Below are 26,224 nucleotides of genomic sequence, written 5' to 3' on the forward strand. Positions count from 1 at the left end.
CCGCCGCTGAGCGCTGAGACAAAGGTCGTCAGGGCGAACCGCTGATGGCGCGCGGCTTCCAGGGGGTGATGCTGCGCAGCTTCGGCGCCCGCGACCACATCGCGACGGTCGTCGAAACCGTCCGCATCGCACCGCACTTCGTGCGGGTGCGGATGCAATCACCGACACTGTTCGACGAAGTAGAGGCCGAACCCGCGGCGTGGCTGCGGTTCTGGTTCCCCGACCCCGACGGATCGAGCACCGAGTTCCAGCGCGCGTACACGATCTCGGAGGCGGACCCCGCCGCCGGCCGCTTCGCCGTCGACGTCGTCCTGCACGAGCCGGCGGGACCGGCGTCGTTGTGGGCGCGAACCGTGCAACCCGGCGCGACGATCGCGGTCATGTCGCTGATGGGCTCGTCGCGCTTCGACGCGCCCGCCGAGCAGCCGGCCGGCTACCTGCTGGTCGGGGACTCGGCCTCGATCCCCGGGATCAACGGCATCGTGGGGACCGTCCCCGCCGACGTCCCGATCGAGGTGTACCTCGAGCAGCACGACGACCACGACGCGCTGATCCCGCTCGCGAAACACCCTCGGCTGCGGGTGCACTGGGTGCCGCGCCGCGACGACAAGTCGCTGGCCGCCGCGATCGAGGCCCGGGACTGGTCGAATTGGTACGCGTGGGCCACGCCCGAGGCGACGACGCTCAAGCACGTCCGAACGCGCCTGCGCGACGAGTTCGGGTTTCCCAAGTCCGAGATTCACGCCCAGGCCTACTGGAGCGCCGGGCGGGCGATGGGCACCAGCCGCGGTGACGAACCGGAAGCGGTTGCGCCAGAGCCGGAACCGTTGACACCAACGCCGCATCCGGCGCCCCGCGGCAGCTGGCGCGCCCAGGGCGCGGGCCGGTTGCTCGCGCCGCTGCGCTCGGCGCTGATCGTCTCCGGCGTGCTGCAGGCGGTGATCACGCTGGTGCAGCTGGCGCCGTTCGTGCTCCTGGTCGAGTTGGCGCGGCTGCTGGTGTCCGGCGCCGGGGAGCAGCGGCTGTGGACGCTGGGCGTCGCGGCCGTTTCGCTGCTGGGGCTGGGCACCGTGCTCGGCGCCGCACTCACGCTGTGGCTGCACGTTCTCGACGCACGTTTCGCCAGTGACCTGCGCTCACGGCTGTTGACCAAGTTGTCCCGGCTGCCGCTGGGCTGGTTCACGGCCCGCGGATCGGGGTCCATCAAGCAGCTGGTGCAGGACGACACCCTGGCGCTGCACTATCTGGTCACCCACGCCATCCCGGACGCGGTCGCCGCCGTCGTCGCGCCGGTGGCGGTGCTGATCTATCTGTTCGCCGTCGACTGGCGCGTGGCGCTGGTCCTGTTCGTGCCCGTCCTGGTCTATCTGGTGCTGACGTCGTCGATCACGATCCAGTCCGGCCCCCGCATCCCCCAGTCGCAGCGCTGGGCGGAGCGGATGGGCGGGGAGGCCGGCGCGTATCTCGAAGGGCAGCCGGTGATTCGCGTCTTCGGCGGCGCCGCGGCCTCCAGCTTCCGGCGCCGCCTCGACGAGTACGTCGGGTTCCTGGTGGCTTGGCAGCGTCCGCTCGCCGGCAAGAAGACGCTGATGGACCTGGCCACCCGCCCCGCGACGTTCCTGTGGCTCATCGCGGCGACCGGCACCCTGCTCATCGCGGGCGGGCGGATGGATCCGGTCGACCTGCTGCCGTTCTTGTTGCTGGGCACCACCTTCGGCGCCCGCCTGCTCGGCATCGCTTACGGCCTCGGTGGCATCCGCGCCGGGATGCTGGCCGCCCGGCGCCTGCAGAACACCCTCGACGAACCCGAACTCGCCGTGCGAGAGCCGGAAGCGCCCCGGGGCGACGCGACCGTGGTGTTCGACCGCGTCGGCTTCGGGTATCGGCCCGGCGTTCCGGTGATCCGGGACGTGTCGCTGACGCTGCGCCCCGGCACCGTCACCGCGCTCGTCGGCCCGTCGGGCTCGGGCAAGTCGACGCTGGCCGCGCTGCTGGCCCGATTCCACGACGTCGAGCAGGGCGCGATACGCGTTGGCGGACAAGACATTCGGTCGCTGACCGCCGACGAACTCTACACACGCGTCGGCTTCGTCCTGCAGGAAACCCAGCTCGTGCACGGCACCGTGGCGCAGAACATCGCGCTGGCCGTGCCCGATGCCACCGGCGCGCAGATCGAGGCGGCGGCACGCGAGGCCCAAATCCACGACCGCATCGTGCGCCTGCCGCAGGGCTACGACACCGTGCTCGGCGCGGGCAGCGGCCTGTCGGGCGGGGAACGCCAACGGCTCACCATCGCGCGCGCCATCCTCGCCGACACCCCGGTGCTGATCCTCGACGAGGCCACGGCGTTCGCGGACCCGGAATCGGAATACCTTGTGCAGCAAGCGCTCAACCGGCTCACCCGGGAACGGACGGTGCTGGTGATCGCCCATCGCCTGCACACCATCACCCGGGCCGACCAGATCGTCGTGCTCGACGAGGGCCGGATCGCCGAACGCGGCACGCACGACGAGTTGCTCGCCGCGGACGGACGCTACCGCCGGCTGTGGGCCATGGGCCACGGCGAAGCGGTCCCGGCGGCGGCGGGGGAGGTGACGCGATGATTCGCACCTGGATCGGGCTGGTGCCAAAAGAGCGCCGCGCCAACGTCTTTTCCTACACCGTGCTCGCCCTGATCTCCGTGTTGGTGCGGGCGGTCGCCACGGTGCTGCTGGTCCCATTGGTGGGCGCCCTGTTCGGCGGCGAACCGCACCGCGCCCTGGTGTGGCTGGGCTGGCTGACCGCCGCGACCGTGACCGGTTGGGTGATCGACACCGCGACCGCGCGCGTCGGCCTGGACCTTGGCTTCGCCGTGCTCGACCACAGCCAGCACGACCTGGCCGACCGGCTTCCGGACGTCCGGTTGGAATGGTTCACCGCCGAGAACACCGCGACGGCGCGGCAGGCCATCGCGGCGACGGGACCGGAACTCGTGGGCCTGGTGGTCAACCTGCTGACGCCGCTCGTCACGGCGATCCTGCTGCCGGCGGCGATCGCGCTGGCGTTGCTGCCCGTTTCCTGGCAGCTCGGCCTGGCGGCGCTGGGCGGCGTGCCGTTGTTATTGGGCGCGCTGTGGGGGTCCGCGCGGCTGGCGCGCCGCGCCGACACCGCGGCCGCTGCGGCCAACACCGCGCTCACCGAACGGATCATCGAGTTCGCCCGCACCCAGCAGGCGTTGCGGGCCGCGCGGCGCGCCGAGCCGGCCCGCAGCCTGGTCGGCGACGCGCTGGCCGCACAACGCGGGGCGACGATGCGGCTGCTGTCCATGCAGGTTCCGGGCCAGCTGCTGTTCAGCCTGGCCAGCCAGGCGGCCCTCATCCTGCTGGCCGGCACGACGACGGCGCTGGCGGTCGGCGGGACCCTCAGCGTGCCCGAGGCCATCGCGCTGATCGTGGTGATCGCCCGCTACCTGGAGCCGTTCACCACCATCAGCGAGCTGGCGCCGGCGCTCGAGAGCACCCGCGCCACGCTGGACCGCATCCGGTCCGTGCTCGCCGCGCCGACCACGGCAGCCGGGGCCGCCACACTGCCCGGGCCCATGGCGGCCCCGCGAATCGAGTTCGACGACGTCACCTTCGGCTACGACGGATCGAGCGCGCCGGCGCTCGACGGCCTGAGCTTCTCGTTGCGCCCGGGCACCACGACGGCGATCGTCGGCCCGTCCGGCTCGGGCAAGAGCACGATCCTGGCGCTGATCGCCGGCCTGCACGCGCCGACCCGAGGCCGCGTGCTCATCGACGGCGTGGACGCGGCGACCCTGGACGCCGGGGCCCGGCGCGCGGCCAGCAGCGTCGTGTTCCAGCACCCGTACCTGTTCCACGGCACGATCCGCGAGAACGTCCTGGCCGGAAACCCGTCCGCCGGTGACGAGCAGTTCGCGCGTGCCGTCGCGCTCGCGCGGGTCGACGAACTCACCGCCTGGCTGCCCGACGGCGCCGACACGGTCGTCGGGGAGGCGGGATCGGCGCTCTCCGGCGGCGAACGCCAACGCGTCAGCATCGCGCGCGCCCTGCTCAAGGACGCGCCGTTGCTGCTGGTCGACGAGGCGACCAGCGCCCTGGACACCGAAAACGAGGCCGCGGTGGTGGACGCGCTGAGCGCCGACCGGCACGCGCGCACCCGGGTCATCGTCGCGCACCGCCTGGCGAGCATCCGACACGCCGACCGCGTCCTGTTCGTGGACGACGGCCGAATCATCGAGGACGGCAGCGTCGACGAACTGCTGTCCGCGGGCGGACGTTTCGAGGAATTCTGGCGGCAGCAGCGCGAGGCCGCGGAGTGGCACATCGCCGCCGATTAGGACCCGGCGGCAGACCGCGGCAATTGCCGTATGCCTTACAGTTGATCGGTCAGTTGACGGTCGGAGCGCTGGAGGCCAGCTTATGAGTGCTGTGGTGTCGATTCCGCGGTACCCCGGCGACGTGACCCCCGAATGGTTGTCGGCGGCGCTCACCGAACGCCGCACGCCCGTGGGGGTGTCCGGCGTCGACGTCGTCGCCATCGGCACCGGCCAGACCGGCGCCACCTACCGGGTGACGGCCAGCTATGCGACGGATCCCGGTGACCTGCCGCAGACCTTCGTGATCAAGCTGCCGGCCCAGGACGACACCGTGCGCGACCGCGTCGTCATCGGATATCGCAGCGAGTGCGCGTTCTACTCGTCGGTGGCCGATCGAGTGCAGGTGCCGACGCCGGAGTGCTTCTACTGCGAGATCACCGACGACGCAATGGATTTCGCCCTGCTGCTCGCCGATCAGGCGCCGGCGGTGCAGGGCGATCAGCTCGCCGGCTGCGGCGAAGCCGAAGCGCGGCTTGCGGTTACCGCGCTGGCCGGCCTGCACGCGCCCACCTGGCGCGACCCGGTCTGGCTGGACTTCGAGGGCATCGCGTTCGGGCGGCCGGACGAGGCCGGCGCCAACGGCATGGGCGAGGTGGCGAAGATGAGCGCCGACATCACCCTTGAGAAGCTCGGCGGTCGCATGAGCGCCGACGACCGGGATACCTTCAGTGCGGCAATGGGTTTGGTGGCGCCGTGGCTGCTGGCCGAGTACGACCGGTTCGCCCTGCTACATGGGGACTATCGGCTGGACAACATGCTGTTCGATCCCGACCGGACGCGGGTCAGCGTGGTCGACTGGCAGACGCTCGGCGTGGGCCTGCCGGCCAGGGACCTGGCCTACTTCACCGCGACCAGCCTGAATCCGCAACTGCGGGCCCGCCTCGAGAAAGACCTCGTCGCCGACTATCACCGGGCACTGACGAGCTGCGGGGTCACCGGATACGACCGCGAAACGTGCTGGCGCGATTACCGGCTCGGCGTGCTGCAGGCGCCGCTGATCTCGGCGCTGGGGTTCGCGTTCGCCGCCGCCACCGAGCGCGGCGACGACATGGTGCTCGCCATGCTGACCCGCGGCTGCCAGGCCATCCGCGAGCTTGGGACGCTGGAGTTGCTCGGTTAGAGGTCGCCGGTGAAGTCGGCGGACAGCCACCGGTCCGGGCGGATGGTGTACAGCACCTCCTCGACGCCCTCCATGCTGGCGAGGAATGCTCGCGCGCCCTCCTCGCCGAGGTAGCGGATGGCGATGGCTTCCTGCAGGTCGGTGGGTGCGGGATTGGTGGTCTCGACGACGGTGCCCTCCACCACCACGTACTGGTACGGCAACTCCTCGCGCTGAACCACCAGCGTCACCGCGCCCGCGCGCTCGATGAGGCGAGCCTTGCGTGTCGCAGCGCCGGTCATGATCCGGATGTCGCCGCCGGGCGTGTAGTCATACCAGATCGGGACGCTGGCCGGCGGCCGTCCGTCGGCGGCGACGGACAGGACGCCGACGTGGGTGTCGGCGAGGAACTCCTGACGTTCGGTTTCGCTGAAAGCTTTCATGCCGCCTAGCAACGCCGATCCGTGATGGCTATTCCCCGGGGGCCGATCAGTATTGCGTCGAACCCTGGTCGACCGGGATCTGTGCGGCGGTGATGTTGCGCGATTCGTCGCTGGCCAGCCAGCACACGGCGTCGGCGACGTCTTCCGGCTCGGCGGCCCAGGTCGGCAGGAACGGGGTGAGCATGTTGGCCAGCTGCGGGTTCGTCTCCATCGCCTTGCCCATGGCCGCGACCATGTCGCCGGATCCCATCGCGGTGTTCACCGGACCCGGGTGCACGCTGTTGACCCGGATCGCGTGCTTGCCCAGCTCGGCGGCGAACGCGCGCGCCATCCCGGCGACGGCGTGCTTGCTGGTGGTGTAGTGCACCATGAACGGCTGCAGCTTCATGCCGGCCGCGGAACTAATCAGGATGATCGAGCCGCCGCGGCCGCCTTCGATGATCTTGTCGGCGCCCGCCATCACGGTGTTCCAGGTGCCGGTCACGTTGATCTCCATGACGTCGCGGAACGATTCGGGGGTGATGTCGTTCCAGGCCTGCGGCGCCGAGATGCCGGCGTTGGCGACGATGATGTCCAGGCGCCCGAAGGCGGCGACACCGTCTTCGACCACCCGGCGAAGTTCGTCGACGTCACGAACGTCGGTGGTGGTGGCCAAGATTCGACGATCCGTCTTCTCGACCAGCCGGACGGTTTCGGCGAGGTCGTCGGGGGTGGCGGAATCGTAGGGCACGCAGGGCGGGAGCTTGCCGGCGATGTCGACGGCGATGATGTCGGCACCCTCCCGGGCCATGCGAACGGCGTGGGCGCGGCCCTGGCCGCGCGCCGCCCCGGTGATCAGGGCCACCCGACCCGCCAACCTGCCGCTCATCGCTGCGCCGCCTTGACGAGGTTCGACCCGATGATCAGGCGCTGGATCTCGCTGGTGCCCTCGTAGAGCCGCAGCAGGCGCACGTCGCGATAGATGCGTTCGACGGGAACGCCGTGCATGTAGCCGCTGCCGCCATGCACCTGGACCGCGAGATCGGCCACCTTGCCGGCCATTTCGGTGCAGAACAGCTTGGCCGCCGACGGCGCGATCCGGCGGTCTTCGTTGCTGACCCACAGCCGCGCCGCCTCCCGGACCAGCGCGCGCCCGGCCAGCACCCCGGCCTGCTGGTCGGCGAGCATCGCCTGCACCAGCTGAAAGCTCCCGATCGGCGTCCCGCCCTGCGTCGCCGTAGCCGCATACGTCACGGATTCATCGAGCGCCCGTTGTGCGGCGCCCACCGCGATTGCCGCGATGTGGACGCGGCCGCGCGCCAACGACGTCATCGCGGCCCGATAGCCGATGTCCTCGCTGCCGCCGATCAGCGCGTCGCTGCCCACGCGGACGTCGCTGAAGCTGACGTCGGCGGTCCAGGCGCCCTCCTGGCCCATCTTCGCGTCCTTGGCTCCCACCTGTACGCCGGCGGCGTCCGCCGGGACCAGGAAGACGGCGATCCCGGGGCCCTGGTCGTCGGCCGGCCTGGTGCGCGCGAACACCACGAACAGGTTGGCGACGGGCGCGTTGGTGATGAAGCGCTTGTCACCGGAGATCACCCAGCCGTCGCCGTCGCGGACGGCCTTGGTCCGCAGGCCGGCCGGGTTCGAGCCGGCGCCGGGCTCGGTCAGCGCGAACGACGCGACGACGTCGCCCGCCGCCATCGACTCCAGCCAGCGGCGCTTCTGCTCGTCGGTGCCGAAGCCGACGAGAACCTGTCCCGCGATGCCGTTGTTGGTGCCGAACATCGAGCGCACCGCGAGCGAGGTGTAGCCCAATTCCATTGCCAGCTCGACGTCTTGGACGAGGTTCAGGCCCAGGCCGCCCCACCGCTGGGGGATCGCATACCCGAACAGGCCCATCTTCTTGGCGTGGTCGCGCAGGTCGTCCGGCACCCGGTCGTCGGTCAGGATTTCCTGCTCGCGCGGGACGACGGCGCTTCGGACGAAGTGCCGGGTCTGGGCGAGGATCTCCAGGAAGTCCTCGTCGGGCACTTCCTGGACGTCGGCGTTCGTCATAGGCGGGCGCTCCTCTTTGGAAGTTGTCGCTGGGCCGCGGCGCACCCGGCGCCGAGCGCGATCCTATATGAAATATGATATTCGCCGACGGGTACCCCATGCGGGGGCAAAGCGAGGGAGGCGGGATTCAGGTGTCGTTGCTGGACGGTCGGACTGCAGTCGTCACAGGTGGTGCGCAAGGTTTGGGCTTCGCGATTGCCGAGAGATTTGTCGCCGAGGGCGCGCGGGTGGTGCTGGGAGATGTGAATCTCGAGGCCACCCAGACCGCGGCCAAACAACTGGGCGGCGACGAGGTGGCGCTAGCGGTCCGCTGCGACGTGACCCAGGCCGCCGAGGTCGAGACGTTGATCCAGACCGCCGTCGAGCGCTTCGGGGGCCTGGACATCATGGTCAACAACGCCGGGATCACCCGCGACGCGACGATGCGCAAAATGACCGAGGAGCAGTTCGATCAGGTCATCGACGTGCACCTGAAGGGCACGTGGAACGGCATCCGGCTGGCGGCGGCGATCATGCGCGAAAACAAGCGCGGCGCCATCGTGAACATGTCGTCCGTGTCGGGCAAGGTCGGCATGGTCGGGCAGACAAACTATTCGGCGGCCAAGGCCGGCATCGTGGGGATGACCAAGGCCGCGGCCAAAGAGCTTGCCTACCTGGGGGTGCGGGTCAACGCGATCGCTCCCGGGCTGATCCGCTCGGCCATGACGGAGGCCATGCCGCAACGCATTTGGGACGAGAAGGTCGCCGAGATCCCGATGGGCCGCGCCGGCGAGCCCAGCGAGGTCGCGACCGTCGCTTTGTTCCTGGCCTCCGATCTGTCCTCGTACATGACCGGCACCGTGATGGAAGTCACGGGCGGCCGGCACATCTGAGCGGAGCGAAGAATATGCGCGAGACCGTCATTTGTGAGCCCGTGCGCACCCCCATCGGTCGCTACGGCGGAATGTTCAAGTCGCTGACCGCCGTCGACCTGGGCGTTGCCGCCCTCAAGGGGCTCCTCGAGCGGACCGGAATCGCGCCCGATGCCGTGCAGGACGTCATCCTCGGCCACTGCTATCCCAGCAGCGAAGCGCCGGCGATCGGGCGGGTGGTCGCGCTGGATTCCGGCCTGCCGGTGACGGTTCCGGGGATGCAGGTCGACCGCCGCTGCGGGTCGGGACTGCAGGCGGTGATCCAGGCGTGCCTGCAGGTGGGCAACGGCGACCAGGATCTCGTCATCGCCGGCGGCTGCGAAAGCATGAGCAACGTCGCCTTCTACTCGACCGACATGCGCTGGGGCGGCGCCCGCGGGGGGATCCGGGTGCACGACGCGCTGGCGCGGGGACGCACCACCGCCGGCGGCAAGCACTACCCGGTGCCGGGCGGGATGCTGGAGACCGCCGAGAACCTGCGCCGCCAGTACGGCATTTCGCGCCAGGAGCAAGACGAGCTCGCGGTGCGATCCCACCAGCGCGCGGTCGCCGCGCAGAAGGACGGCATCATGGCCGAGGAGATCATCCCGGTCGCCGTCCGCACGCGCCACGGCGAGGAAACGATCGACACCGACGAGCATCCGCGCGCGGACACCTCGGTGGAATCGCTGAGCAAGCTCAAACCCGTTCTGCTGGGCGAGGATCCGGAAGCGACGGTGACGGCCGGCAACGCCAGTGGGCAGAACGACGCCGCGTCGATGTGCGTGGTGACCACCCCGGAGAAGGCGGCCGAGTGCGGCCTGACGCCGTTGGTCCGCCTGGTGTCGTGGGGGTCGGCGGGCGTGGCGCCCAACGTCATGGGGATCGGCCCGGTCCCGGCCACCGAGGCCGCCCTGGCCAAGGCGGGCTTGCGGCTGTCCGACATCGACGTCATCGAGCTCAACGAGGCCTTCGCCGCGCAGGCGCTTGCGGTGATGCGCGAATGGAATTTCGGCGCCGCCGACCACGACCGGACCAACGTGCACGGCTCGGGAATCTCGCTGGGCCATCCCGTCGGTGCGACGGGCGGCCGGATGCTGGCGACGCTGGCGCGCGAACTGGGCCGCCGCCAGGCCCGGTACGGGCTGGAGACCATGTGCATCGGTGGTGGCCAGGGCCTGGCGGCGATCTTCGAGCGGGTCGCCCCGTCGTGAGCGCCCCGCTGAGCGGCCTCACCGTCGTGGAGGTGTCCAGCTTCGTCGCCGCCCCGCTGTGCGGGATGACGCTGGGACAGCTTGGCGCACAGGTGATCCGCGTCGACCCGATCGGCGGCGCCTCCGACGTCCAGCGCTGGCCGCTGTCCGCCGGCGGCACGTCGATCTACTGGACCGGCCTGAACAAGGGCAAGCGTTCGGCCACCATCGATCTGCGCTCGGCCGAGGGCCAGGAGCTGGTCCAGCGGCTGATCGTCGAGGGCGACGGCATCGTGGTCACCAACGCCGCCGGGCTGTCCTGGCTCGGCCACGATGTGTTGGCCGCCAAGCGTTCCGACGTCATCCACGTCCAGCTGCTCGGCCGCGGCGACGGGTCCACCGGGGTGGACTACACCGTCAACGCGGGCATCGGGTTTCCCCTCGTCACCGGGCCGGCCGAGCACGCCGGTCCGATCAACCACGTGCTGCCGGCCTGGGACGTGTGCTGCGGCCTGTACGCCGCCCTGGCCGTCGTCACCGCAGTCCGGCGCCGCGAGCGTGCCGGGAAGGGGGCGCGCATCAGCATGGCGCTGGAGGACGTCGCGCTGGCCACGGCCGGCAACCTCGGGTTGCTGACCGAACCACAGGTCAACGGGACGCAGCGCCAACGGCTCGGCAACGCCATCTACGGCCAGTACGGGCAGGACTTCACCAGCCGTGACGGCGGTCGGTTCATGGTGGTCGCCTTGACGCGCCGGCACTTTCGCGACCTCGTCGAGGTGACCGGCACGGGTGCCGCCGTGTCAGCGCTGGAGGAGGCGCTGGGCGTGGACTTCGGCGCGGAGGGTGACCGCTATCGCTACCGCGACGCCCTGTCCGGGCTGTTCGCCGCCTGGTTCGACGATCACACGGCCGAAGAGGTCGCCGCCGCGCTGTCGGCCACCACGGTGTTGTTCGAGCGGTACCGCACGTTCGCCGAGGCCGCCGCCGACCCCATGGTGACCGCCAACCCGCTGTTTTCCCGACTGCACCAACCGGGCGTCGGGGACTATCTCGCCGCCGGCCTGCCGGCCGCGTTCGACGGCACGCATCCCGCGAGCGCGCCGGCCCCCGCGCTGGGACAGGACACCGCCGAGGTGCTCGCCGAGCGCCTGGGGTTGACGACCGCGGACATCGCGCGCCTGACGAGCGCCAAAACGATAGGGACGGACAGCGCATGACCAGACTCGCGCAGACCCTCGGCCTCACCGAGTTCCAGACCGAGATCGTTGCCACCGTACGCCAATTCGTCGAGAAGGAAGTCATTCCCAACGCGCCGCAACTCGAGCACGACGACGCCTACCCCCAGGCCATCGTCGATCAGATGCGCGAGATGGGCCTGTTCGGCATGATGATTCCCGAGGAGTACGGCGGGCTGGGGGAATCGCTTTTGACCTACGCGCTGTGCGTGGAGGAACTTGCCCGCGGCTGGATGAGCGTGTCCGGGGTGCTCAACACGCACTTCATCGTCGCCTACATGCTCCGCCAGCACGGCACCGCCGCCCAGAAGCAGCGGTTCCTGCCGCGCATGGCGACCGGCGAGACGCGCGGCGCGTTTTCGATGTCGGAGCCGGAGCTGGGCTCCGACGTCGCCGCGATCCGCACCCGCGCCCAGCGTGACGCCGGCGGTGGCTACACCATCAACGGCCAGAAGATGTGGCTGACCAACGGCGGCAGCTCGACGCTGATCGCGGTGCTGGTGCGCACCGACGAGGGCGCGGACAAGCCGCACCGCAACCTCACCGCGTTTCTCGTCGAAAAGCCAACTGGCTTCGGCGAGGTCGTGCCGGGCCTGGTGATTCCCGGCAAGATCGACAAGCTGGGCTACAAGGGCATCGACACAACGGAGCTGATCTTCGACGGCTACCGGGCCAGCGCCGACGACATCCTCGGTGGCACCCCCGGGCAGGGGTTCTTCCAGATGATGGACGGCATCGAGGTCGGGCGGGTCAACGTGTCGGCGCGCGCGTGCGGCGTGGGCATCCGCGCCTTCGAACTCGCGGTGCGCTACGCGCAGCAGCGGCACACCTTCGGCAAGCCGATCGCCGAACACCAGGCCATCGCGTTCCAGCTGGCCGAGATGGCCACCAAAGTGGAAGCCGCACACCTGATGATGGTCAACGCGGCGCGGCTCAAGGATTCCGGCGAGCGCAACGACGTCGCCGCCGGCATGGCCAAATACCTTGCCAGCGAATTCTGTTCGGAGGTCACCCAGCAGAGCTTCCGGATCCACGGCGGCTACGGCTATTCCAAGGAATACGAGATCGAGCGGCTGATGCGCGACGCCCCGTTCCTGCTCATCGGCGAGGGAACCAGCGAAATCCAGAAGTCCATCATCAGCAAGCGGCTGCTCGCCGAGTACCAGGTGTGAGGCGATGACCACCCCGGATTTCGCTGCGCGTCCGCAACTTTCCGACGACGTCGCGCGCTTCGTCCGCGGAAGGATATTCGACGGCACCTACGCGGCCGGGTCGTATGTGCGCCTGGACCAATTGGCCGCGGAGCTTGGGATAAGCGTGACACCGGTGCGGGAGGCACTGTTCGCGCTGCGGGCGGAGGGGCTGATCGACCAACAGCCCCGTCGCGGTTTCGTGGTGCTGCCGGTGACCGGGCGCGACGTCGCCGATGTCGCCAACGTCCAGGGCTACGTCGGGGGGGAGCTGGCCGCGCGGGCCGCGATCAACATCACGGACGAACAGGTCCGCGAGCTCAAACAGATCCAGGCCGAGCTCGAAGAGGCCTATGCGGGTGACGACACCGAGCGAACCGTGCGTCTCAACCACGAGTTTCACCGCGCCATCAACGTCGCGGCGGACTCGCCCAAGCTCGCCCAGCTGATGTCGCAGATCACCCGGTACGCACCCGAATCGGTGTTCCCGGCCATCGAGGGGTGGCCGCAGCAGTCGATCAAGGATCATCGCCGGATCTTGTCGGCCCTGAAAAAGCACGACCAGGAGCTCGCGCGCGCGGCGATGTCGGAACACCTTGCCGCGGGCGCCATCCCGCTGATCGATCACCTCACCGCGCGGGGCGTGGTGGCGAATGGGAGTCACCCGACGTCTAGGTGAGCCGAACCGGCGGCTGTTGTTCGGGCGTTCCGGCGCCTAGGCTGCCAGTGGGGGTGGCGACAATTGGAGAGAACAATGCCCCGAACGCTTCGCGCATCGGCCGTAGTCGTGGCATGCGTTGCCGCGATCCCGCTCGCGGCGCCGGCCGCCGCGGATCCGATGGACCCCATTCCCGGCAACGGGGTCTTCGTCGTCGGGCCCGACATCGCGCCGGGTCTGTACCGAACGGCCGGCTCGGCGTCCACCTGGGGGGTTTGGATCAACAACGTGCCGACCCAGGACTCGATGTGCGCGTGGTTCACCTACAGCACGCCGGACGCGAATAAGGACCACGTGCTGCAGACGAACATGTCCGTCGGCCCGATGTTCGCGAACATCAACACGTCGGTCAAGGCCTTCGAGTCGCAGAACTGCCAACCCTGGACGCGGGTGCCCTAGGAGCGCTTCGCCGTCATCAGCATCTCCCGCAGCCGACGGACGTCGACCTTGCCGGTGGCCCCGCGTGGGACGTCATCGTCGGATTCCAGCAGTAGCCACACCGTGGGGACTTTGAACGCGCTCAACAGCTTTCGGGCCGACCCGCGCAGCTGCTCGGCGGACAGCGGCCTCGTGCACACCACCACCGCGCCGACACTTTCACCGGCGTCGCCGGCCACGTTGGTGACGTACGCGTTCTGGACGCCGTCGATCGCCCGCAGCGCGCGCTCCACCTCGCCAGGATAAACGGTCGCGCCGCTGACCTTGAACATGTCGTCGGACCGGCCGTGGTAGAACAGGAACCCGTCCTCGTTGAGGCGGCCGCGGTCACCGGTGGGGTAGAAACCGTCGCGGGTGAACAGCTCCTCTCGGCTGCGACGGCAGATGCCACGCAACGTGTTTGGCCCCCGGATCTGGATCTCACCAACCGATCCCGTTACCACCGGCTCGCCGCTGTCGGTGTCGACGATGCGGACCTCCATGCCGGGGAACGGCTTGCCGCAGCTGCCCCACGCCGAAGGCGGCAGGTCGGTGTCGGCGGCGTAGCCGCAATACGGCCCGAACGCCTCCGTCATGCCGAACAGTGTGGCCCGCGCGCCCGGTTGGGCGCGCTCCTCGGGCGGCAACAGGGCCTCCAGGCTGCCGGGGCGTAGCGCGGACAGATCGGCACGGACCGCGTCGGCGTGGCGCGCCAGCGCCTCGGCCTGATCGGGCCACCCGCGAAACAGCGTGACCCGTTCGGATTCCAGCAGCCGCAGCGTGGTTTCGGGCCGCGGGATTTCCTCGGTTGCCAGGGTCGCGCCGGCCAACAGTGTGGACAGGATGCCGCTGCCGAAGCCGCCCACCCAGAAGAACGGCATCGGGAGGTACAGGCGGGTATCCGACGTGATGCAGCGGGCCGCGAGGCCCGACCGCACGGCGGCCAGCGCGTTGCCGTGGGAGTGGATGACCCCCTTGGGTGTTCCGCTGCTGCCCGAGGTGAACATGATGACCATCGGGTCGGCCGCCGTGACCGTCCCGGTCATGGCGTCCACGATGCGGCGGGCCGGTTCGCTCGGAGCGGTGTCGCTTAGCCGGTCGGCTGGCCAAACCCGGCTCAGGGCGGGAAGTTCCAGCCGCGGCACCGCCGCCAGGTTCTCCAGGTACCGGTGGCCGCGGAACTCCTCCACGCCCACCAGGAATTGAACGGACGCGGCCCGCAGCTGCGCGACCAATTCGCCGGGCTGTAGCAGGGTGCTGAGCGGGACCAGCACCGCGCCGATTCGGGTCACGGCGATCGCCACCTGTACCCAGCGGGCGCTGTTGGGCATGATCAGCCCGACGCGGGTGCCCTTGCCGACGCCGGCGTCAACGAAAGCCGCGGCCAGATCGCCTGTGGTGGAATCGAGTTCGTGGTAGCTCAGTCGAGCCGCCGGGTCGATCACCGCCGGCTTGGGGCCGTACTGCGCGGCGCGGGACCGCACGAGTTCGTCGACGGTGTTTTCAGGCATCGAACAGCTTACGCAACCGTTGGGTGTCGACCTTCCCGCTGGACAGCCGCGGAATCTCGTTGTGCGGCAGGGCGATGAACCGTTTCGGGATCTTGTACGCCGACAATTCCGTCTTGAGCCGCTCGCGCAGCGCGGCCTCGTCGAGACCCGGCTGGGCGACGACGGCGGCAACCAGCTCGCCGCGCTGCGGGTCGGGTATTCCCACGACGTGCGCCTCGGCGCCGGTTACCTTGGTGATGGCCTTCTCGACCTCGGCCGCCGAAACGTTGGCCCCCGCCGTCTTGATCATCGCGCTGAGCCGGCCCTCGAAATAGAAGAACCCCTCGGCGTCGACGCGCACCAAATCGCCCGTGTGGAACCAGCCGTCGGCGTCGAAGCACTCCTCGCGACTCCGTTTGTGATACCCGTGCATCACGTAGGGCCCGCGGATGCACAGCTCCCCGACTCCCGAGGCGTCCGGTTCGATGATCTTGGTGTCGAATCCGGGCGCCGCCTTGCCGAAGGATCCGCGGCGGTGTTCGGGTTGGTCGGATTCGTCGCCGCTGATGAGCACGACGCTGCCGGCCTCGGTCAGCCCCAGCATGTTGTGCCGCAATTCCGGGTCGGCCGGTCGGGCGTCGGGCGCCATGATGGGGTATAGGTTGCCCCGGCGCATCGACGACAGGTCGCGTCCGGAAAAGCTCGGGTGATCCGCGAGGTGCGCGATCCCGGCGACGAAACCATTGGTGACGGTGGGCCTTTGGGCCTCCAGCAAGTCGAGGGTCGCGCCAGCTCCGTTCGCGTCAGAGGTGGCGTTCGAGCACACCAGGGTCGACCCGGCAACCAAGGTGGCCAGTAGGCCGAACGCGAACCCGCCGATCCAGAAGAACGGCGAGTTGCAGAACAGCCGGTCCGCCGCAGTCAGGCCGCGGATCTCGTTGAGGTTCCGTTGATGGCCGATCAACCCGGCATGGGTGTGGACCACGCCTTTAGGGGCGCTGGTGGAACCCGACGTGTACACGATGGCCAGCGGATCGCAGCCGTCGACGTCGTCCTCCATCGCCCCGAGCAGCGCGGGGGGCACGGTCCGCGCGGCCGAGCACACCCTGCAGGAATCGACGACGACACGACGCAATTGCGGCACGGCGCTGGCGAACAGCCGCGCATCGCTGTCGAGCCCGGCGCGTCCGATCACCTCGGCAAGCCTTTGCGCGTAGTCGTGCGAACGAAACGATCTGGTGGCCAACAGGATTTCGGTGTCGCTGTCGACCAGCTGTTCGCGTAGCTCGCGCGCGGTGGCGAAGGTGGAGAACGGGATCACCACCGCGCCGATTCGCGCCGCCGCGAGCATCCCTACGACGAAGTCCGTGCCGTTCGGGTAGAGCAGCCCCACGTGCGTGCCCTTGCCCGCCCCGTACGCGATCAGCCCGCGAGCGAGTTCCGCCGAGCGTTCGTCGGCCTCGCCATAGCTGATCCGGTCGCCGTCGCAGACGAGAAGCGGGTGCTGCGCGCGGGAGTGCGCCTGGCGCCGAAGGATTTCGGCGATGGTGGGGGAGTCACCGGGCATGGTCGCGGTGAGAGTCGCCGAAGAAGTGCCTGATCGCGCCGAGATCGGCCTTACCCGATGCGGTTCGCGGGATCGCGTCGACGATCGCGATCTCGGTGGGGATTTCGTAGCGCGCCAACCGCGTTCGCAGGTATTCCATCAGCGTGTCGGTGTCGGTGTCGGCGGAGGCGGACCGGCGCAGTTGCACCATCGCGACCGGCGTCTCCCCGAGGCGTTCGTCGGCTCGCGCGACCACCGCGGCGCCCGCCACCGCGGGATGGCCTTCCAGCGCCATGCGCACCTCGTCCGGCATCACCTTGAACCCGCCTCGGATGATCGCCTGGTCGGCCCGCCCGACGATCCAGACGAAGCCGTCCGCGTCGATGCGGGCCAGATCGGTGGTTCGCATCCAATTCGCCGATGGACCGAGCTGGCCGGGCCTGACCTCCAGCAGGCCGACCTGGTCCGGCCCGAGCGTCGTGCCCTCGTCGTCGACGACGCGTAGGTGCGCGCCCGGGTTGGCCCGGCCGACGCTGCCGCGCTTGGCGCGCCAGTGCTTTTGGTGGTCGGCGAGGGTCCAGCCGGCGACGCCACCGCCGAATTCCGTTGCCGCATAAGACGTCAGGACCGGGATGCCGTATTTCTCGGTGAAGGCGTCCGCGTCGTCGGCCGACAGCGGGGCGGTGCCGCAGGTGACGGCCCGGATGCTCGCCAGATCGGCCCGCGTCAGGTCCGAGTGCAGCACCGTGCGCAGCGCCGCCGGCACCAGCGACACGGTGCGCGGCCGGTGGGTGCGCACCGCCTCGGCCCAGGCCTGCAGTTCGAAGCGTTCCAGCAGCACAAAGGGTCTGGCCTCCGCGACGCACTGCAGCACCCGAAACACACCGCCGATGTGCACCAGCGGCGAGTTGACGATTGCGACGCCGTCTCGCAGCCGCGTCGGCGCGGGGGCTTTTTCCGGGTCGGGACCCATCACGCTGCGCGCCAGCATGTCGTAGCTGAGGTCGATTCGTTTGGGTGGCCCGGTCGTTCCGCTGGTCAGCATCCGCACGGCCACGCCGGGCCGTGCCGCCGAACCCTCGGGGTCGCATGCCCGCTCACCGGTGTCGACGGACGTACCCCTGATCGCCACCGTCGCGGTCCCCGTCGGGACCAGCGCGGCCAGGTCGTCGGGTTCGCCGATGATCAGCGGCAGCCGCAGCGCGGCGATGTCGGCGCGGGTGCGGTCGTCGCCGCGGGCGGGATTGATGGTGACCACGGTTCCACCGCCCAGCAGCACCCCCAGGAAGGCCGCGACGTGACCGGGTCGGTTGCGCAGCAGCATGCCGACGCCCGCGTGGTCGGCGGCCTGGGATACGACGCGCCGTGCCGTGTCGCCGACCTCGCGCCACGAGATCCATTGACCCGCATACTCGATCGCGCGCGAGTCGGGCTGCAGGTCGAGCACGTCGGCGATGCGCCGGCGAAGCGGGTGACGGGGCATCAGCGGGTCTTCGGTTCGCGCGGGGCGACCTCACCTTGCCGGGCGGCCAATTCCGCGGTGCCGAGCGGATTGCCCAGCCGCGTGTAGATGAGCCCCTGCTCCAAGGCGGCGCGGTAGGGCCGGTCCAGCGACTCCCAGATCGCCCTCACCGTGCCCTGGGTCGCCGACGGCGGCTTGGCGGCGATGGTCGCGGCGATCTCATGGGCGCGCTCCCACAAGGTCTCGCGGGAGACCACCTCCGAAACCAATCCGATGCGCAAAGCGCTGTCGGCCCCGACCCGCTCGTCGTTGCCCATCAGCGCCATGCGCAGGGTCTCGCCCAGGCCGATGCGCCGCATCAGGCCGATCGGTTCCAGCGCGCACACCAGGCCCGCCGAGACGTGGGAGTCGAAAAACGTTGCGTCGTCCGAGCAGATGACGACGTCGGACTCGTTGATGAAATAAAATGCGCCCGCGGTGCACATGCCCTGGACGGCGCACACCACCGGCTTCCACATCTTCTGCCACTTGGGGCTGAGCGCCTCGCCCGGATCCTCGTGGTTCCACACGTTTTCCGGCTGGCCGTACGGCGCCTTGATGTCCAGGCCCGCGCTGAACGCCCGGCTGCCGGCCGCCCGCAGCACGACCGCGTGCACCGAATCGTCAAGCTTGACCGTCCGCCAGGCCTGGGCCATCTCCTCGCACATGGTGCGGTTGAACGCGTTTAGCTGCTCGGGTCGGTTCAGCGTGATGGTGGCGACATGGTCGTCGGCATCGACCTCGATCAGGATGGTTTCGAAGCCGGCGCTCATCAGCGGCACTGCCAATTCGGTTTCCGCTTCTCCACGAAGGCCTTCGGGCCTTCCTGGGCGTCCTGGGTTCGCAGCACGCGCTCGCGGAAGGTCTCGGCGAGTATCTCGGCCTCGTGCAGCGGCACGTTGAGGCCCTTGAGGATGGCCAGCCGGGTTCCCCGCACCGCCAGGGGTGCGTTCGAGTTGACGATGTCGGCGATCTCATGGGCCCGCTCCAGTAGGCGGCCGTGCTCGACGATTTCGCTGATCAATCCGAGCTCGTACGCGCGTTGCGCGCTCATCCGCTCGTGCTTGCCCATCAGGGCCATCCGCAGGGCGATCGAGCGCGGCAGCACCCTGGACACCCGCACCAACTCGCGGCCGGCGACCAGCCCGATGCTGACGTGCGGATCGAAAAACGTTGCCTGCTCGGATGCGATGACGATGTCCGTCGTGGTGACCCAGTCCATGCCGGCGCCGCAGCACAGTCCGTTGACGGCGGTCAACACCGGCTTGGCCATGGTGCGAAACGGTGGTGTGCCCTCCTGCGGGGCCTCCCACTGGTCATAGGTGGACAGGTACGGCCGTTCGTAGATCACCTTGCCGTCGGCGGGAATCGCTTTGACGTCGGCGCCCGTGCAGAACGCGCGGCCGGTGCCGGTGACGACGAGCAGCCACACGTTGTCGTCGTTCTCGGCTTCGTCGTAGGCGGCGCGGAGTTCGGTGATCATGTGCGGACTCAGCGCGTTGAGCGCCTCCGGGCGGTTCAGCGTGATGGTGGCCGTGTGCCCGTCGACGTTGTAGTTGATGGTGTCGAACGAGTCGGTAGGCATTCGCGCTCCCTCATCTGCCCTGGAACTTGGGCGCACGCCGTTGCCGAAACGCCTCCAGCCCCTCTTTGAAATCGCCCGTGCGACAGGAGAGTTCCAGATTGAACAGTTCCTGTGTCAGGGATTGGCCCAGCGTCGCGTGCTGACCGAAGTTCAGGGCCTGCTTGGCCAGCCCGATCGCGGCCGTCGGCCCGGCGGCCAGCCGCTCCAGCAGCTTCTCGGCGGTTGCGTCGAGTTCGGGCCCGCTCACCGCCTGGTGGATCAGCCCCCAGTCGGCCGCGTCGGTCGCGCTGACCTGTTCGCCCAGCAGCAGCATCCGCCGGGCCCGCGCCAGCCCGACCAGCCGGGGCAGCAGCCAGGTGGAGCCCGAGTCGGGGCTGAAGCCACGATCCACGAACGGTTCCCAGAACACCGCGTCCTCGGCGGCGACGGTGAAGTCGGCGGCCAGCGCGAGGTTGCAGCCGAACCCCACCGCCCATCCCCGCACGCTGCAGACCACCGGCAGCTGAACGCTCGCGACGAGTTCGATCACCCGGTGCGCGGCGTGCGGGATCCGCCGCACCAGATCGCCCGCGCGGGGACGTTGCCCGGCGGGATCATTGGCGGCCACCCAGTCGGCGCCCGCACAGAAGTCGTCTCCCGCGCCGCGGATGTGGATCGCGCGCAGCGAGTCGTCGGCGGCGGAATCGGTCAGCGCGGCGACCATTTCACCGATCATCAAGTGAGTCAAGGCGTTACGCCGCGCCGGACGGTTCAGGGTGAGCCGTAGGACCGCGCCATCCCGGCACGCGGTGACCGAACCCTCGGCCTCGGCCGCGTCGGCACCGTGACTCACCGTCCACCCGGCCTTTCTCCGCCGATACGGTTACCCATACAGTAGGCAATACGATTGATACGAGGTATAAGTTAGCAAGGAAACCCTGACGACGGAACATAGCGGGGCGAAACCCGTGGATAAGGGCAGCATGGCCGAGGGCACAACCGCTTCCCCCCGCACCGGCGACGCCAAATTCGGCGAGGCGCCCCTCGCGCAGACGGTCGCGGCGGCCGGCGCGATGCGGCGCCTGAGCTCGCTGCTGTTGTCCCTCGAGCATCCCCACCCCACCGTCGACGCGATGCTCGCGAAGTTCCCCGAGTGGGAGGACGAGTTGGCGGCCGCGGCCCCGACCGACAGCGCGCCGCGAATCGGCGAAATCGCCGACGACCCCCGGCGCGTCTACCTCAACCACGCCACCGACATCGGTGCCTACAACCCCTGCTTTCCCGAGTACGAGTTCGATCAGTTGGACGCCGAGAAGGCGGACGGCTCGGTGTGCTTCCCACTGGTGTACGAGGGGCCGCCGGGACTGGTGCACGGTGGCTTTCTCGGCGTCTTCTTCGACAGCGTGATCCAGCACCACAACTGCGTCACCGGGCTGTCGGGCAAGACCCGGTCCCTGCTCGTCACCTTCCGCCGGCCGACGCCCGTGCTGACCGGCCTGCGTTTCGACATCATTCGCTCCGAAGTCGAGCGGGGCATCGCGTCGACGGCGCGGCTACTGCTCGATGGCGAAGTGCTGTGTAAGGGCGAGGTCACCACGTTGGCGTCACGGCCGGAAGACCTGACCGCATTCAAATTCGGCAGGCGGCGAAAGGAGTCCGACAGATGAGCGCCACCAGCGCTTCGGACGATCGCGTGCTCTTCGACGTCGACCCCGAGCGGCGCATCGCGACCATCACGCTGAACAACCCCAAGCAGCGCAACTCCTATGACGCCACGATGCGCGAGGCGATCGCCCGCTGCCTGGACCGGGTGGCCGACGACGACGACCTCACCGTGGTGCTGTTGCGCGGAGCCGAGGGAGTGTTTTCCACCGGGGCCGACATGAACAACGCGTACGGCTGGTACGGCGACAAGGCCACGGCATCCGATGACACCGCCAAGCGTCGTCCCAGTCAACGTCGGCGACTCACCGTGGACCGCAAGTCTTTTGGCTTCTACCACAACTTCATGGGCTTCCCGAAGGTGACGGTGGGGGAGATCGCCGGCTACGCACTCGGCGGCGGCTTCGAGATGGCGTTGATGACCGACATCTCCGTCATCGCGCGCGACACGAAGATCGGCATGCCGGCGACCCGTTTCCTCGGCCCGGCCCTCGGCAGCCTGCACATGTTCTTCCACCGGCTGGGGCCGGTGCTGGCCCGCCGGCTGCTGCTGACCGGCGACATCATCGAGGCGGGGGAGCTCGAGCACCTCGGAATCTTCACCGACACATGCGATCCCGGCGCGGTTACGGCGCGGGCTCGTTATTGGGCGGAGAAGGCGGCGAAGATGCCCGCCGACGGAGTCGTCATCGCCAAGGAGGCGTTCCGCCTCGTCGAGCAGAGCCAGGCGTACCAGGGCGAGGAAGTCGCGAGCTACCTGTTTCACGCCTACGGCACCAATTTGCAATTCGCGCCGGGCGAGTTCAACTTCGTCAAAACGCGTGCACAGCACGGCGCGAAGGAAGCCTTCCGGCTGCGCGACGAGCATTTCCACGTGCCGGAGCCGGAGGCTTAAGGGCCTACACGACACCGAGCGCGAAGGAAGCCTTCGGCCTACCGCGTCGCGGTCGCCTTGGTCCGTCCCCGCTGTGCGGGCGACTTGGTCGCCTTGCGTTGCCGTGACGGCGCGGATTTGCCGCCTTTGCCGCCCTTCTCGATCAGGCTGGCCGCGTGATCGAGGATGCAGTCCAGGCCGAACTCGAAGTTCGCCTCGTCGGGAGCCGCGATGCGGTGTCCTTGCCCGGTCACCTGAGCGATCAGCGGCGTAGTGGCCGGATCGATGGCCACCGCGTCCTCGATGGCTCGCGGTCCGCTGTCCGGCGTCTGGTTCTTCTCGTAGAGCCGTTGCAGCACCACCGATCCGCGGACATGCAGCGAGACTGCGGAGTAGGTGTCGAACGCGTCCTCGGGGGAGAGGCCGGCCTCCACCAGGTTGGCGATCGCGCGCTCCATCTCCTGAGCGCCCACCCGCGCCGCCTTCGGACTCAGGGCAGCGCGAATCAGGATCAGGTCGCACAGAATTGGGTTGCCCATGAACGTTTTACGCATCAGGCGGGCATGGTTGCGCAGCGTCTCGCGCCAGTCGCTGGCCTCGACATAGGGAGTGGCGAAGACGTACTTGCCGAGGGCGCGGTCGGTCATGGCGTTGAGCAGATCGTCCTTCTTGCGGAAGTACCAGTAGATGCTGGTGACGCCCACGCCGAGATGTTTGCCCAGCAGCGGCATGCTCAGGTTGTCTATCGACACTTGCTCCGCGAGTTCGAATGCGCCGCTGATGATGTCGTCGGGATTGATTGACCCGCGCTCGCGTCGTTGACGCTTATCAGCGGTTGCCTGCTTTGCCACTCCGGGCACCTCCATCACGATCTAGCCGTGCCGCCGGTAGACTGGAATCTACCGGTTGTTCCTCCCTGACCTGCGTATACGCGGGCGTGTCGTCGAGTTTTCCGTCTGCTACTGTAATACCTATCGTAGGCTTTTTGGTAAAACGGCTGGACACATGGATCTAGGGCTGACGAATGCCACCGCGGTGGTGGTCGGAGGCAGTCGCGGCATGGGTCTGGCCACGGCCCGCTGCCTCGCCGACGACGGTGCCCGGGTCGCGGTGATCGGTCGCAGCCGTGACGCGCTCGACTCCGCGGTGGCGGAGTTGACCGGCCGGGGCAGCCCGGATGCGCTCGGGCTCGTCGCCGACGTCGGTGACGCCGGCGCGGTCGACAACGTGTTCGCCGAGCTCGCCGAGCGATGGGGCGGTGAACTCAACGTGCTGATCAACACCGTCGGGCCCGGCGCGGCAGGCGGTTTCGAGGCGCTCAGCGACGACCAGTGGCACCAGGCGGTCGACGAGGGGGTCATGGGCATGGTGCGTTGCGTGCGCTCTGCGCTGCCGCTGCTGCGCAAGGCCCGATGGGCGCGGATCGTCAACTTCTCGGCCCACTCGACCCAGCGGCAAAGCGTGATGCTGCCCGCCTACACCGCGGCCAAGTCGATGCTGACCAGCGTCTCGAAGAACCTCTCGCTGTTGTTGGCCAAGGACGAGATTCTGGTCAACGTGGTATCGCCGGGCAGCATCGCCTCCGAGTCGCTGGTCGGCTGGGCGAAGTCCGTCGGCGTCGACGGCAACGACCCCTATGCGCTGATGGACGCCATCGCCGAGCATTTCGGGCATCCGGCGCAGATGCCCCGCGCCGGCCTGCCGGAGGAGATCGGCCCGGTCACCGCGTTCCTGGCATCGCGGCGCAATTCGTACATGACCGGGGCGAACATCAACGTCGACGGTGGTTCGGACTTCACCTGACCCGAAATCGTTTGGCCGACAGAAGGAGTCGATGGTGGCGACGGCGACGGAGGCGCGCACCTGGGCGCGCGGGGCATTGCGGGGAATCGGCGACTCCCTCTACACGCCGTTCTGCGGCACCGACGGTGATGACATCGACTGGGACGCCTACCGGACGCTGGTCCGCTACTGCGTCGGCGACCTGGGCCACCCGATGTTGTGGTGCACCAGCGGGATCGCCGAGTTCTGGTCCTTGACCATCGACGAGCGCAAGCGGTTGCTGGAGGTCGCGGTCGAGGAGGGGCGCGGTCTGAATCCCCACGTCGTCGTGCAGGCCTGCACCGCGGCGACATCGGCGAAGGACTGTTTGGAATTGACACGGCACGCCCAAGACGTGGGCGCCGATATCGCCTACATCCAAACGCCGATGATGGAGGCCCACGGGGGCGAGGGCGTGCTGAGGTTCTTCAAGTACGTTGCCGCACGCACCGATATCCCGTTGGGCATGTTCAACTCCCCGTCCTCCGGCTACGTGCTCACTCCGGCCGAAAGCGCGCGGATCTACGACGAGGTGCCCGCCGTGTGCGCCACCAAGGAGGGCGCGTTCCGGCCGGAGGCGAGCCGACGACTGCACGAGTTGGCGCCCGGCCTGGCGGTCTGGGAATGCGACCGGACCGTGTACCGCGCCGGCTGGTTGCGTGCCGGCATCGTCTGCCCGGCGCAATTGGGCACGGCCGGTTACCTGTTCGAGACCCCGCAGCGGCGACTGTTCTCCGAGTACTGGGATCTGGTGTACAGCGACAAGCTCCTCGAGGCGATGGACTACGGGCGAGAGTCCGGGATGGATCAGTTCGACCTCGACATCGGATCGTGGTGGACGTGCTACCCGGCCCGGTCGGATTACTTCACCCACTGGGGTGGCGCGTTCAAGTACGCCGCCTCGGTGCTGGGCCTGCCGATAGGCGACTATCCGCACTCGCGCCCCCCGCAGGCGGAGTTACCGGACGAGGCAAAGACCCAGATCCAGAGCGCCTATCGGCGGCTCGGCCTCATCGCGGCGTAGTGACCGCGCCGTTACGGCACAACCGATTACAACGCGAAGCGGGCCCGGTCGGTAACCGGGCCCGCTCCATCGGTGCGCTATTTACTCCTGCTCGGCGCGCTCGCGCGCCTCGGCGGCCTTGGCCTTCGCACGGGCCTTCTCGGCCGCGGCTTCCTTCTTGCCGGCGTTGCGCTGCGCCTCGGCCTTGTCCTGCTGCGCCTCGCCTTCGTTGATCAGGTCGTCCCGGCCCAGGATGGTGCCGATGAGTTCCTTGGCCTTACCGAAGACGTCCTCGATGACGCCGCGGACCAGCTCGATGGGACCGCTCTTGATGTCAACCACTGCATCTCCCTCCCATTGATGGATGGCTTAACTGAAGCCTTCCCGGTTACCCCTGCGACGCAAACCTGCTCGGAACGTGGCGCGCGCCACAGCCTTGGTTGACCAGCGGCGGTGCCGCATCCGACCTCGGGAGTTCGCGTCGCATTCGGCGCTGTCGCGCGCGCAGCGCAAGACCGACGGGAGCGCCGATCAGCACCACCCAGAACAGGATTTGAGCGCCCGTCAGCGCCAGCTGGGCCCGCAGCGCCGCCGCGCGGGCCTGACGGAGGCGATGAACAAGCGCCCTCAACGTTGCTTTCACGAGTCATCGATAACCCGCCGGATCGCCATTTCAAACGCCCGGGGCGGGCATAAGGTGTGGCTACTCCTATCGAAAGGATTGGGGGAATGCTCACTCTGGGTGTGATCGGCTGGATCGTGATCGGTGGCCTGGCCGGTTGGGTCGGCAGCAAAATCATGAGTACCGACGCCCAGATGGGGCTGGTCCTCAACATCGTGGTCGGCATCGTGGGCGGCTTGATCGGCGGGTTTCTGCTGCGCGGCTTCGGCGTCGATGTCGCCGGCGGAGGCCTGATCTTCTCGTTCCTCACGTGCCTGCTCGGCGCGGTGATCTTGCTGGCGATCCTCAAGCTCGTAACCGGGCGCCGGGCGTCCCGCTAGGTGACGGCCCGGTGACCGGAAAGCCAAGATCGCCAAGCACCTTCGGCCATCCGCCGGATGAGGGTTCAACGGCGGGAAAGTCGCTGCTGGATCGGGTTGCGGTCGGCCGCGGAGGCAGTTGTGGAATGCGCTACCGATAGGTATACAGTATGCGTACA

25 protein-coding genes are annotated in these 26,224 nt (G+C 68.8%); 14 read left to right on the forward strand and 11 right to left on the reverse strand.

What is annotated here, in order from left to right; translation table 11 throughout:
• Nucleotides 1–44: 44 nt before the first annotated feature.
• From AC5Y7V_RS14625 to AC5Y7V_RS14635, 3 genes are all read left to right on the forward strand, one after another.
• A complete protein-coding gene (locus tag AC5Y7V_RS14625) occupies nt 45–2,603 on the forward strand; it encodes an ABC transporter ATP-binding protein/permease (RefSeq protein WP_499880759.1) in 2,559 nt (852 codons plus the stop codon).
• Nucleotides 2,600–4,339: an ABC transporter ATP-binding protein gene (locus AC5Y7V_RS14630; RefSeq protein WP_499880760.1), complete on the forward strand. Its 1,740-nt coding sequence runs from the start codon at nt 2,600–2,602 to the stop codon at nt 4,337–4,339. Before AC5Y7V_RS14625 ends, AC5Y7V_RS14630 begins: the two co-directional genes overlap by 4 nt.
• A gap of 82 nt (nt 4,340–4,421) precedes the next feature.
• A complete protein-coding gene (locus AC5Y7V_RS14635) occupies nt 4,422–5,498 on the forward strand; it encodes a phosphotransferase family protein (RefSeq protein ID WP_499880761.1) in 1,077 nt (358 codons plus the stop codon).
• Here the strand turns inward: AC5Y7V_RS14635 and AC5Y7V_RS14640 are convergent.
• The 3 genes from AC5Y7V_RS14640 to AC5Y7V_RS14650 are packed head-to-tail and all read right to left on the reverse strand — an operon-like array spanning nt 5,495 to nt 7,957.
• On the reverse strand, nt 5,495–5,920 hold the full coding sequence (locus AC5Y7V_RS14640; RefSeq protein WP_499880762.1) for a pyridoxamine 5'-phosphate oxidase family protein: 426 nt from the start codon (nt 5,918–5,920) through the stop codon (nt 5,495–5,497). The genes AC5Y7V_RS14635 and AC5Y7V_RS14640 overlap by 4 nt on opposite strands.
• A 46-nt stretch (nt 5,921–5,966) precedes the next feature.
• Complete coding sequence (locus AC5Y7V_RS14645; protein ID WP_499880763.1) at nt 5,967–6,788, reverse strand: mycofactocin-coupled SDR family oxidoreductase; 822 nt, start codon at nt 6,786–6,788, stop codon at nt 5,967–5,969.
• A complete protein-coding gene (locus tag AC5Y7V_RS14650) occupies nt 6,785–7,957 on the reverse strand; it encodes an acyl-CoA dehydrogenase family protein (protein ID WP_499880764.1) in 1,173 nt (390 codons plus the stop codon). Before AC5Y7V_RS14650 ends, AC5Y7V_RS14645 begins: the two co-directional genes overlap by 4 nt.
• 98 nt (nt 7,958–8,055) lie before the next feature.
• Between AC5Y7V_RS14650 and fabG the strand changes: the two genes are divergently transcribed.
• The 6 genes from fabG (at nt 8,056) to AC5Y7V_RS14680 (ending at nt 13,585) form a co-directional block, all read left to right on the forward strand.
• Entirely contained in the window at nt 8,056–8,829 is a 774-nt protein-coding gene (fabG, locus tag AC5Y7V_RS14655) for a 3-oxoacyl-ACP reductase FabG (protein WP_499880765.1), read from the forward strand.
• 14 nt (nt 8,830–8,843) lie between these two features.
• Nucleotides 8,844–10,061, forward strand: a complete 1,218-nt coding sequence (locus AC5Y7V_RS14660) for an acetyl-CoA C-acetyltransferase (protein ID WP_499880766.1) — start codon at nt 8,844–8,846, stop codon at nt 10,059–10,061.
• A gap of 65 nt (nt 10,062–10,126) precedes the next feature.
• A complete protein-coding gene (locus AC5Y7V_RS14665) occupies nt 10,127–11,260 on the forward strand; it encodes a CoA transferase (RefSeq protein ID WP_499881022.1) in 1,134 nt (377 codons plus the stop codon).
• Nucleotides 11,257–12,450, forward strand: a complete 1,194-nt coding sequence (locus tag AC5Y7V_RS14670; RefSeq protein WP_499880767.1) for an acyl-CoA dehydrogenase family protein — start codon at nt 11,257–11,259, stop codon at nt 12,448–12,450. Before AC5Y7V_RS14665 ends, AC5Y7V_RS14670 begins: the two co-directional genes overlap by 4 nt.
• A gap of 4 nt (nt 12,451–12,454) precedes the next feature.
• Complete coding sequence (locus AC5Y7V_RS14675) at nt 12,455–13,147, forward strand: GntR family transcriptional regulator (RefSeq protein WP_499880768.1); 693 nt, start codon at nt 12,455–12,457, stop codon at nt 13,145–13,147.
• Between the two features lie 75 nt (nt 13,148–13,222).
• Complete coding sequence (locus AC5Y7V_RS14680; RefSeq protein ID WP_499880769.1) at nt 13,223–13,585, forward strand: Rv1352/Rv1906c domain-containing protein; 363 nt, start codon at nt 13,223–13,225, stop codon at nt 13,583–13,585.
• Here the strand turns inward: AC5Y7V_RS14680 and AC5Y7V_RS14685 are convergent.
• The 6 genes from AC5Y7V_RS14685 to AC5Y7V_RS14710 are packed head-to-tail and all read right to left on the reverse strand — an operon-like array spanning nt 13,582 to nt 20,557.
• The gene (locus AC5Y7V_RS14685) at nt 13,582–15,114 is read right to left on the reverse strand and encodes a class I adenylate-forming enzyme family protein (RefSeq protein ID WP_499880770.1); all 1,533 of its coding nucleotides are present in this window, start codon (nt 15,112–15,114) and stop codon (nt 13,582–13,584) included. The genes AC5Y7V_RS14680 and AC5Y7V_RS14685 overlap by 4 nt on opposite strands.
• Entirely contained in the window at nt 15,107–16,660 is a 1,554-nt protein-coding gene (locus AC5Y7V_RS14690; protein ID WP_499880771.1) for a class I adenylate-forming enzyme family protein, read from the reverse strand. Before AC5Y7V_RS14690 ends, AC5Y7V_RS14685 begins: the two co-directional genes overlap by 8 nt.
• Nucleotides 16,650–18,122 carry a class I adenylate-forming enzyme family protein gene (locus tag AC5Y7V_RS14695; RefSeq protein ID WP_499880772.1) on the reverse strand — a complete coding sequence of 491 codons (1,473 nt, stop codon included), beginning with the start codon at nt 18,120–18,122 and terminating at the stop codon, nt 16,650–16,652. The genes AC5Y7V_RS14690 and AC5Y7V_RS14695 overlap by 11 nt, the downstream gene beginning before the upstream one ends.
• The gene (locus AC5Y7V_RS14700) at nt 18,122–18,913 is read right to left on the reverse strand and encodes an enoyl-CoA hydratase/isomerase family protein (RefSeq protein ID WP_499880773.1); all 792 of its coding nucleotides are present in this window, start codon (nt 18,911–18,913) and stop codon (nt 18,122–18,124) included. Before AC5Y7V_RS14700 ends, AC5Y7V_RS14695 begins: the two co-directional genes overlap by 1 nt.
• A complete protein-coding gene (locus AC5Y7V_RS14705; RefSeq protein ID WP_499880774.1) occupies nt 18,913–19,725 on the reverse strand; it encodes an enoyl-CoA hydratase/isomerase family protein in 813 nt (270 codons plus the stop codon). Before AC5Y7V_RS14705 ends, AC5Y7V_RS14700 begins: the two co-directional genes overlap by 1 nt.
• A 10-nt stretch (nt 19,726–19,735) precedes the next feature.
• The gene (locus AC5Y7V_RS14710; RefSeq protein ID WP_499880775.1) at nt 19,736–20,557 is read right to left on the reverse strand and encodes an enoyl-CoA hydratase/isomerase family protein; all 822 of its coding nucleotides are present in this window, start codon (nt 20,555–20,557) and stop codon (nt 19,736–19,738) included.
• 130 nt (nt 20,558–20,687) lie between these two features.
• Between AC5Y7V_RS14710 and AC5Y7V_RS14715 the strand changes: the two genes are divergently transcribed.
• Nucleotides 20,688–21,371: a hypothetical protein gene (locus AC5Y7V_RS14715; protein ID WP_499881023.1), complete on the forward strand. Its 684-nt coding sequence runs from the start codon at nt 20,688–20,690 to the stop codon at nt 21,369–21,371.
• Nucleotides 21,368–22,261, forward strand: a complete 894-nt coding sequence (locus AC5Y7V_RS14720; RefSeq protein ID WP_499880776.1) for an enoyl-CoA hydratase/isomerase family protein — start codon at nt 21,368–21,370, stop codon at nt 22,259–22,261. Before AC5Y7V_RS14715 ends, AC5Y7V_RS14720 begins: the two co-directional genes overlap by 4 nt.
• Before the next feature lie 38 nt (nt 22,262–22,299).
• Here AC5Y7V_RS14720 and AC5Y7V_RS14725 read toward each other — a convergent pair whose 3' ends face one another.
• The gene (locus AC5Y7V_RS14725; RefSeq protein ID WP_499881024.1) at nt 22,300–23,106 is read right to left on the reverse strand and encodes a TetR/AcrR family transcriptional regulator; all 807 of its coding nucleotides are present in this window, start codon (nt 23,104–23,106) and stop codon (nt 22,300–22,302) included.
• 139 nt (nt 23,107–23,245) lie between these two features.
• Between AC5Y7V_RS14725 and AC5Y7V_RS14730 the strand changes: the two genes are divergently transcribed.
• Both AC5Y7V_RS14730 and AC5Y7V_RS14735 read left to right on the forward strand, forming a co-directional pair.
• Nucleotides 23,246–24,043 (forward strand): SDR family NAD(P)-dependent oxidoreductase, encoded by a 798-nt coding sequence (locus AC5Y7V_RS14730; protein WP_499880777.1) that lies wholly within the window; start codon nt 23,246–23,248, stop codon nt 24,041–24,043.
• 34 nt (nt 24,044–24,077) lie between these two features.
• Nucleotides 24,078–25,085: a dihydrodipicolinate synthase family protein gene (locus tag AC5Y7V_RS14735; protein ID WP_499880778.1), complete on the forward strand. Its 1,008-nt coding sequence runs from the start codon at nt 24,078–24,080 to the stop codon at nt 25,083–25,085.
• Between the two features lie 81 nt (nt 25,086–25,166).
• Here the strand turns inward: AC5Y7V_RS14735 and mbp1 are convergent, their stop codons facing one another.
• A complete protein-coding gene (gene mbp1, locus AC5Y7V_RS14740) occupies nt 25,167–25,406 on the reverse strand; it encodes a microaggregate-binding protein 1 (RefSeq protein ID WP_499880779.1) in 240 nt (79 codons plus the stop codon).
• A gap of 387 nt (nt 25,407–25,793) precedes the next feature.
• Here mbp1 and AC5Y7V_RS14745 point away from each other — a divergent pair, with 387 nt between their 5' ends.
• Entirely contained in the window at nt 25,794–26,066 is a 273-nt protein-coding gene (locus AC5Y7V_RS14745) for a GlsB/YeaQ/YmgE family stress response membrane protein (RefSeq protein ID WP_499880780.1), read from the forward strand.
• Nucleotides 26,067–26,224 lie beyond the last annotated feature (158 nt).

It is taken from the genome of Mycobacterium sp. NGS34 (genome assembly GCF_059812845.1).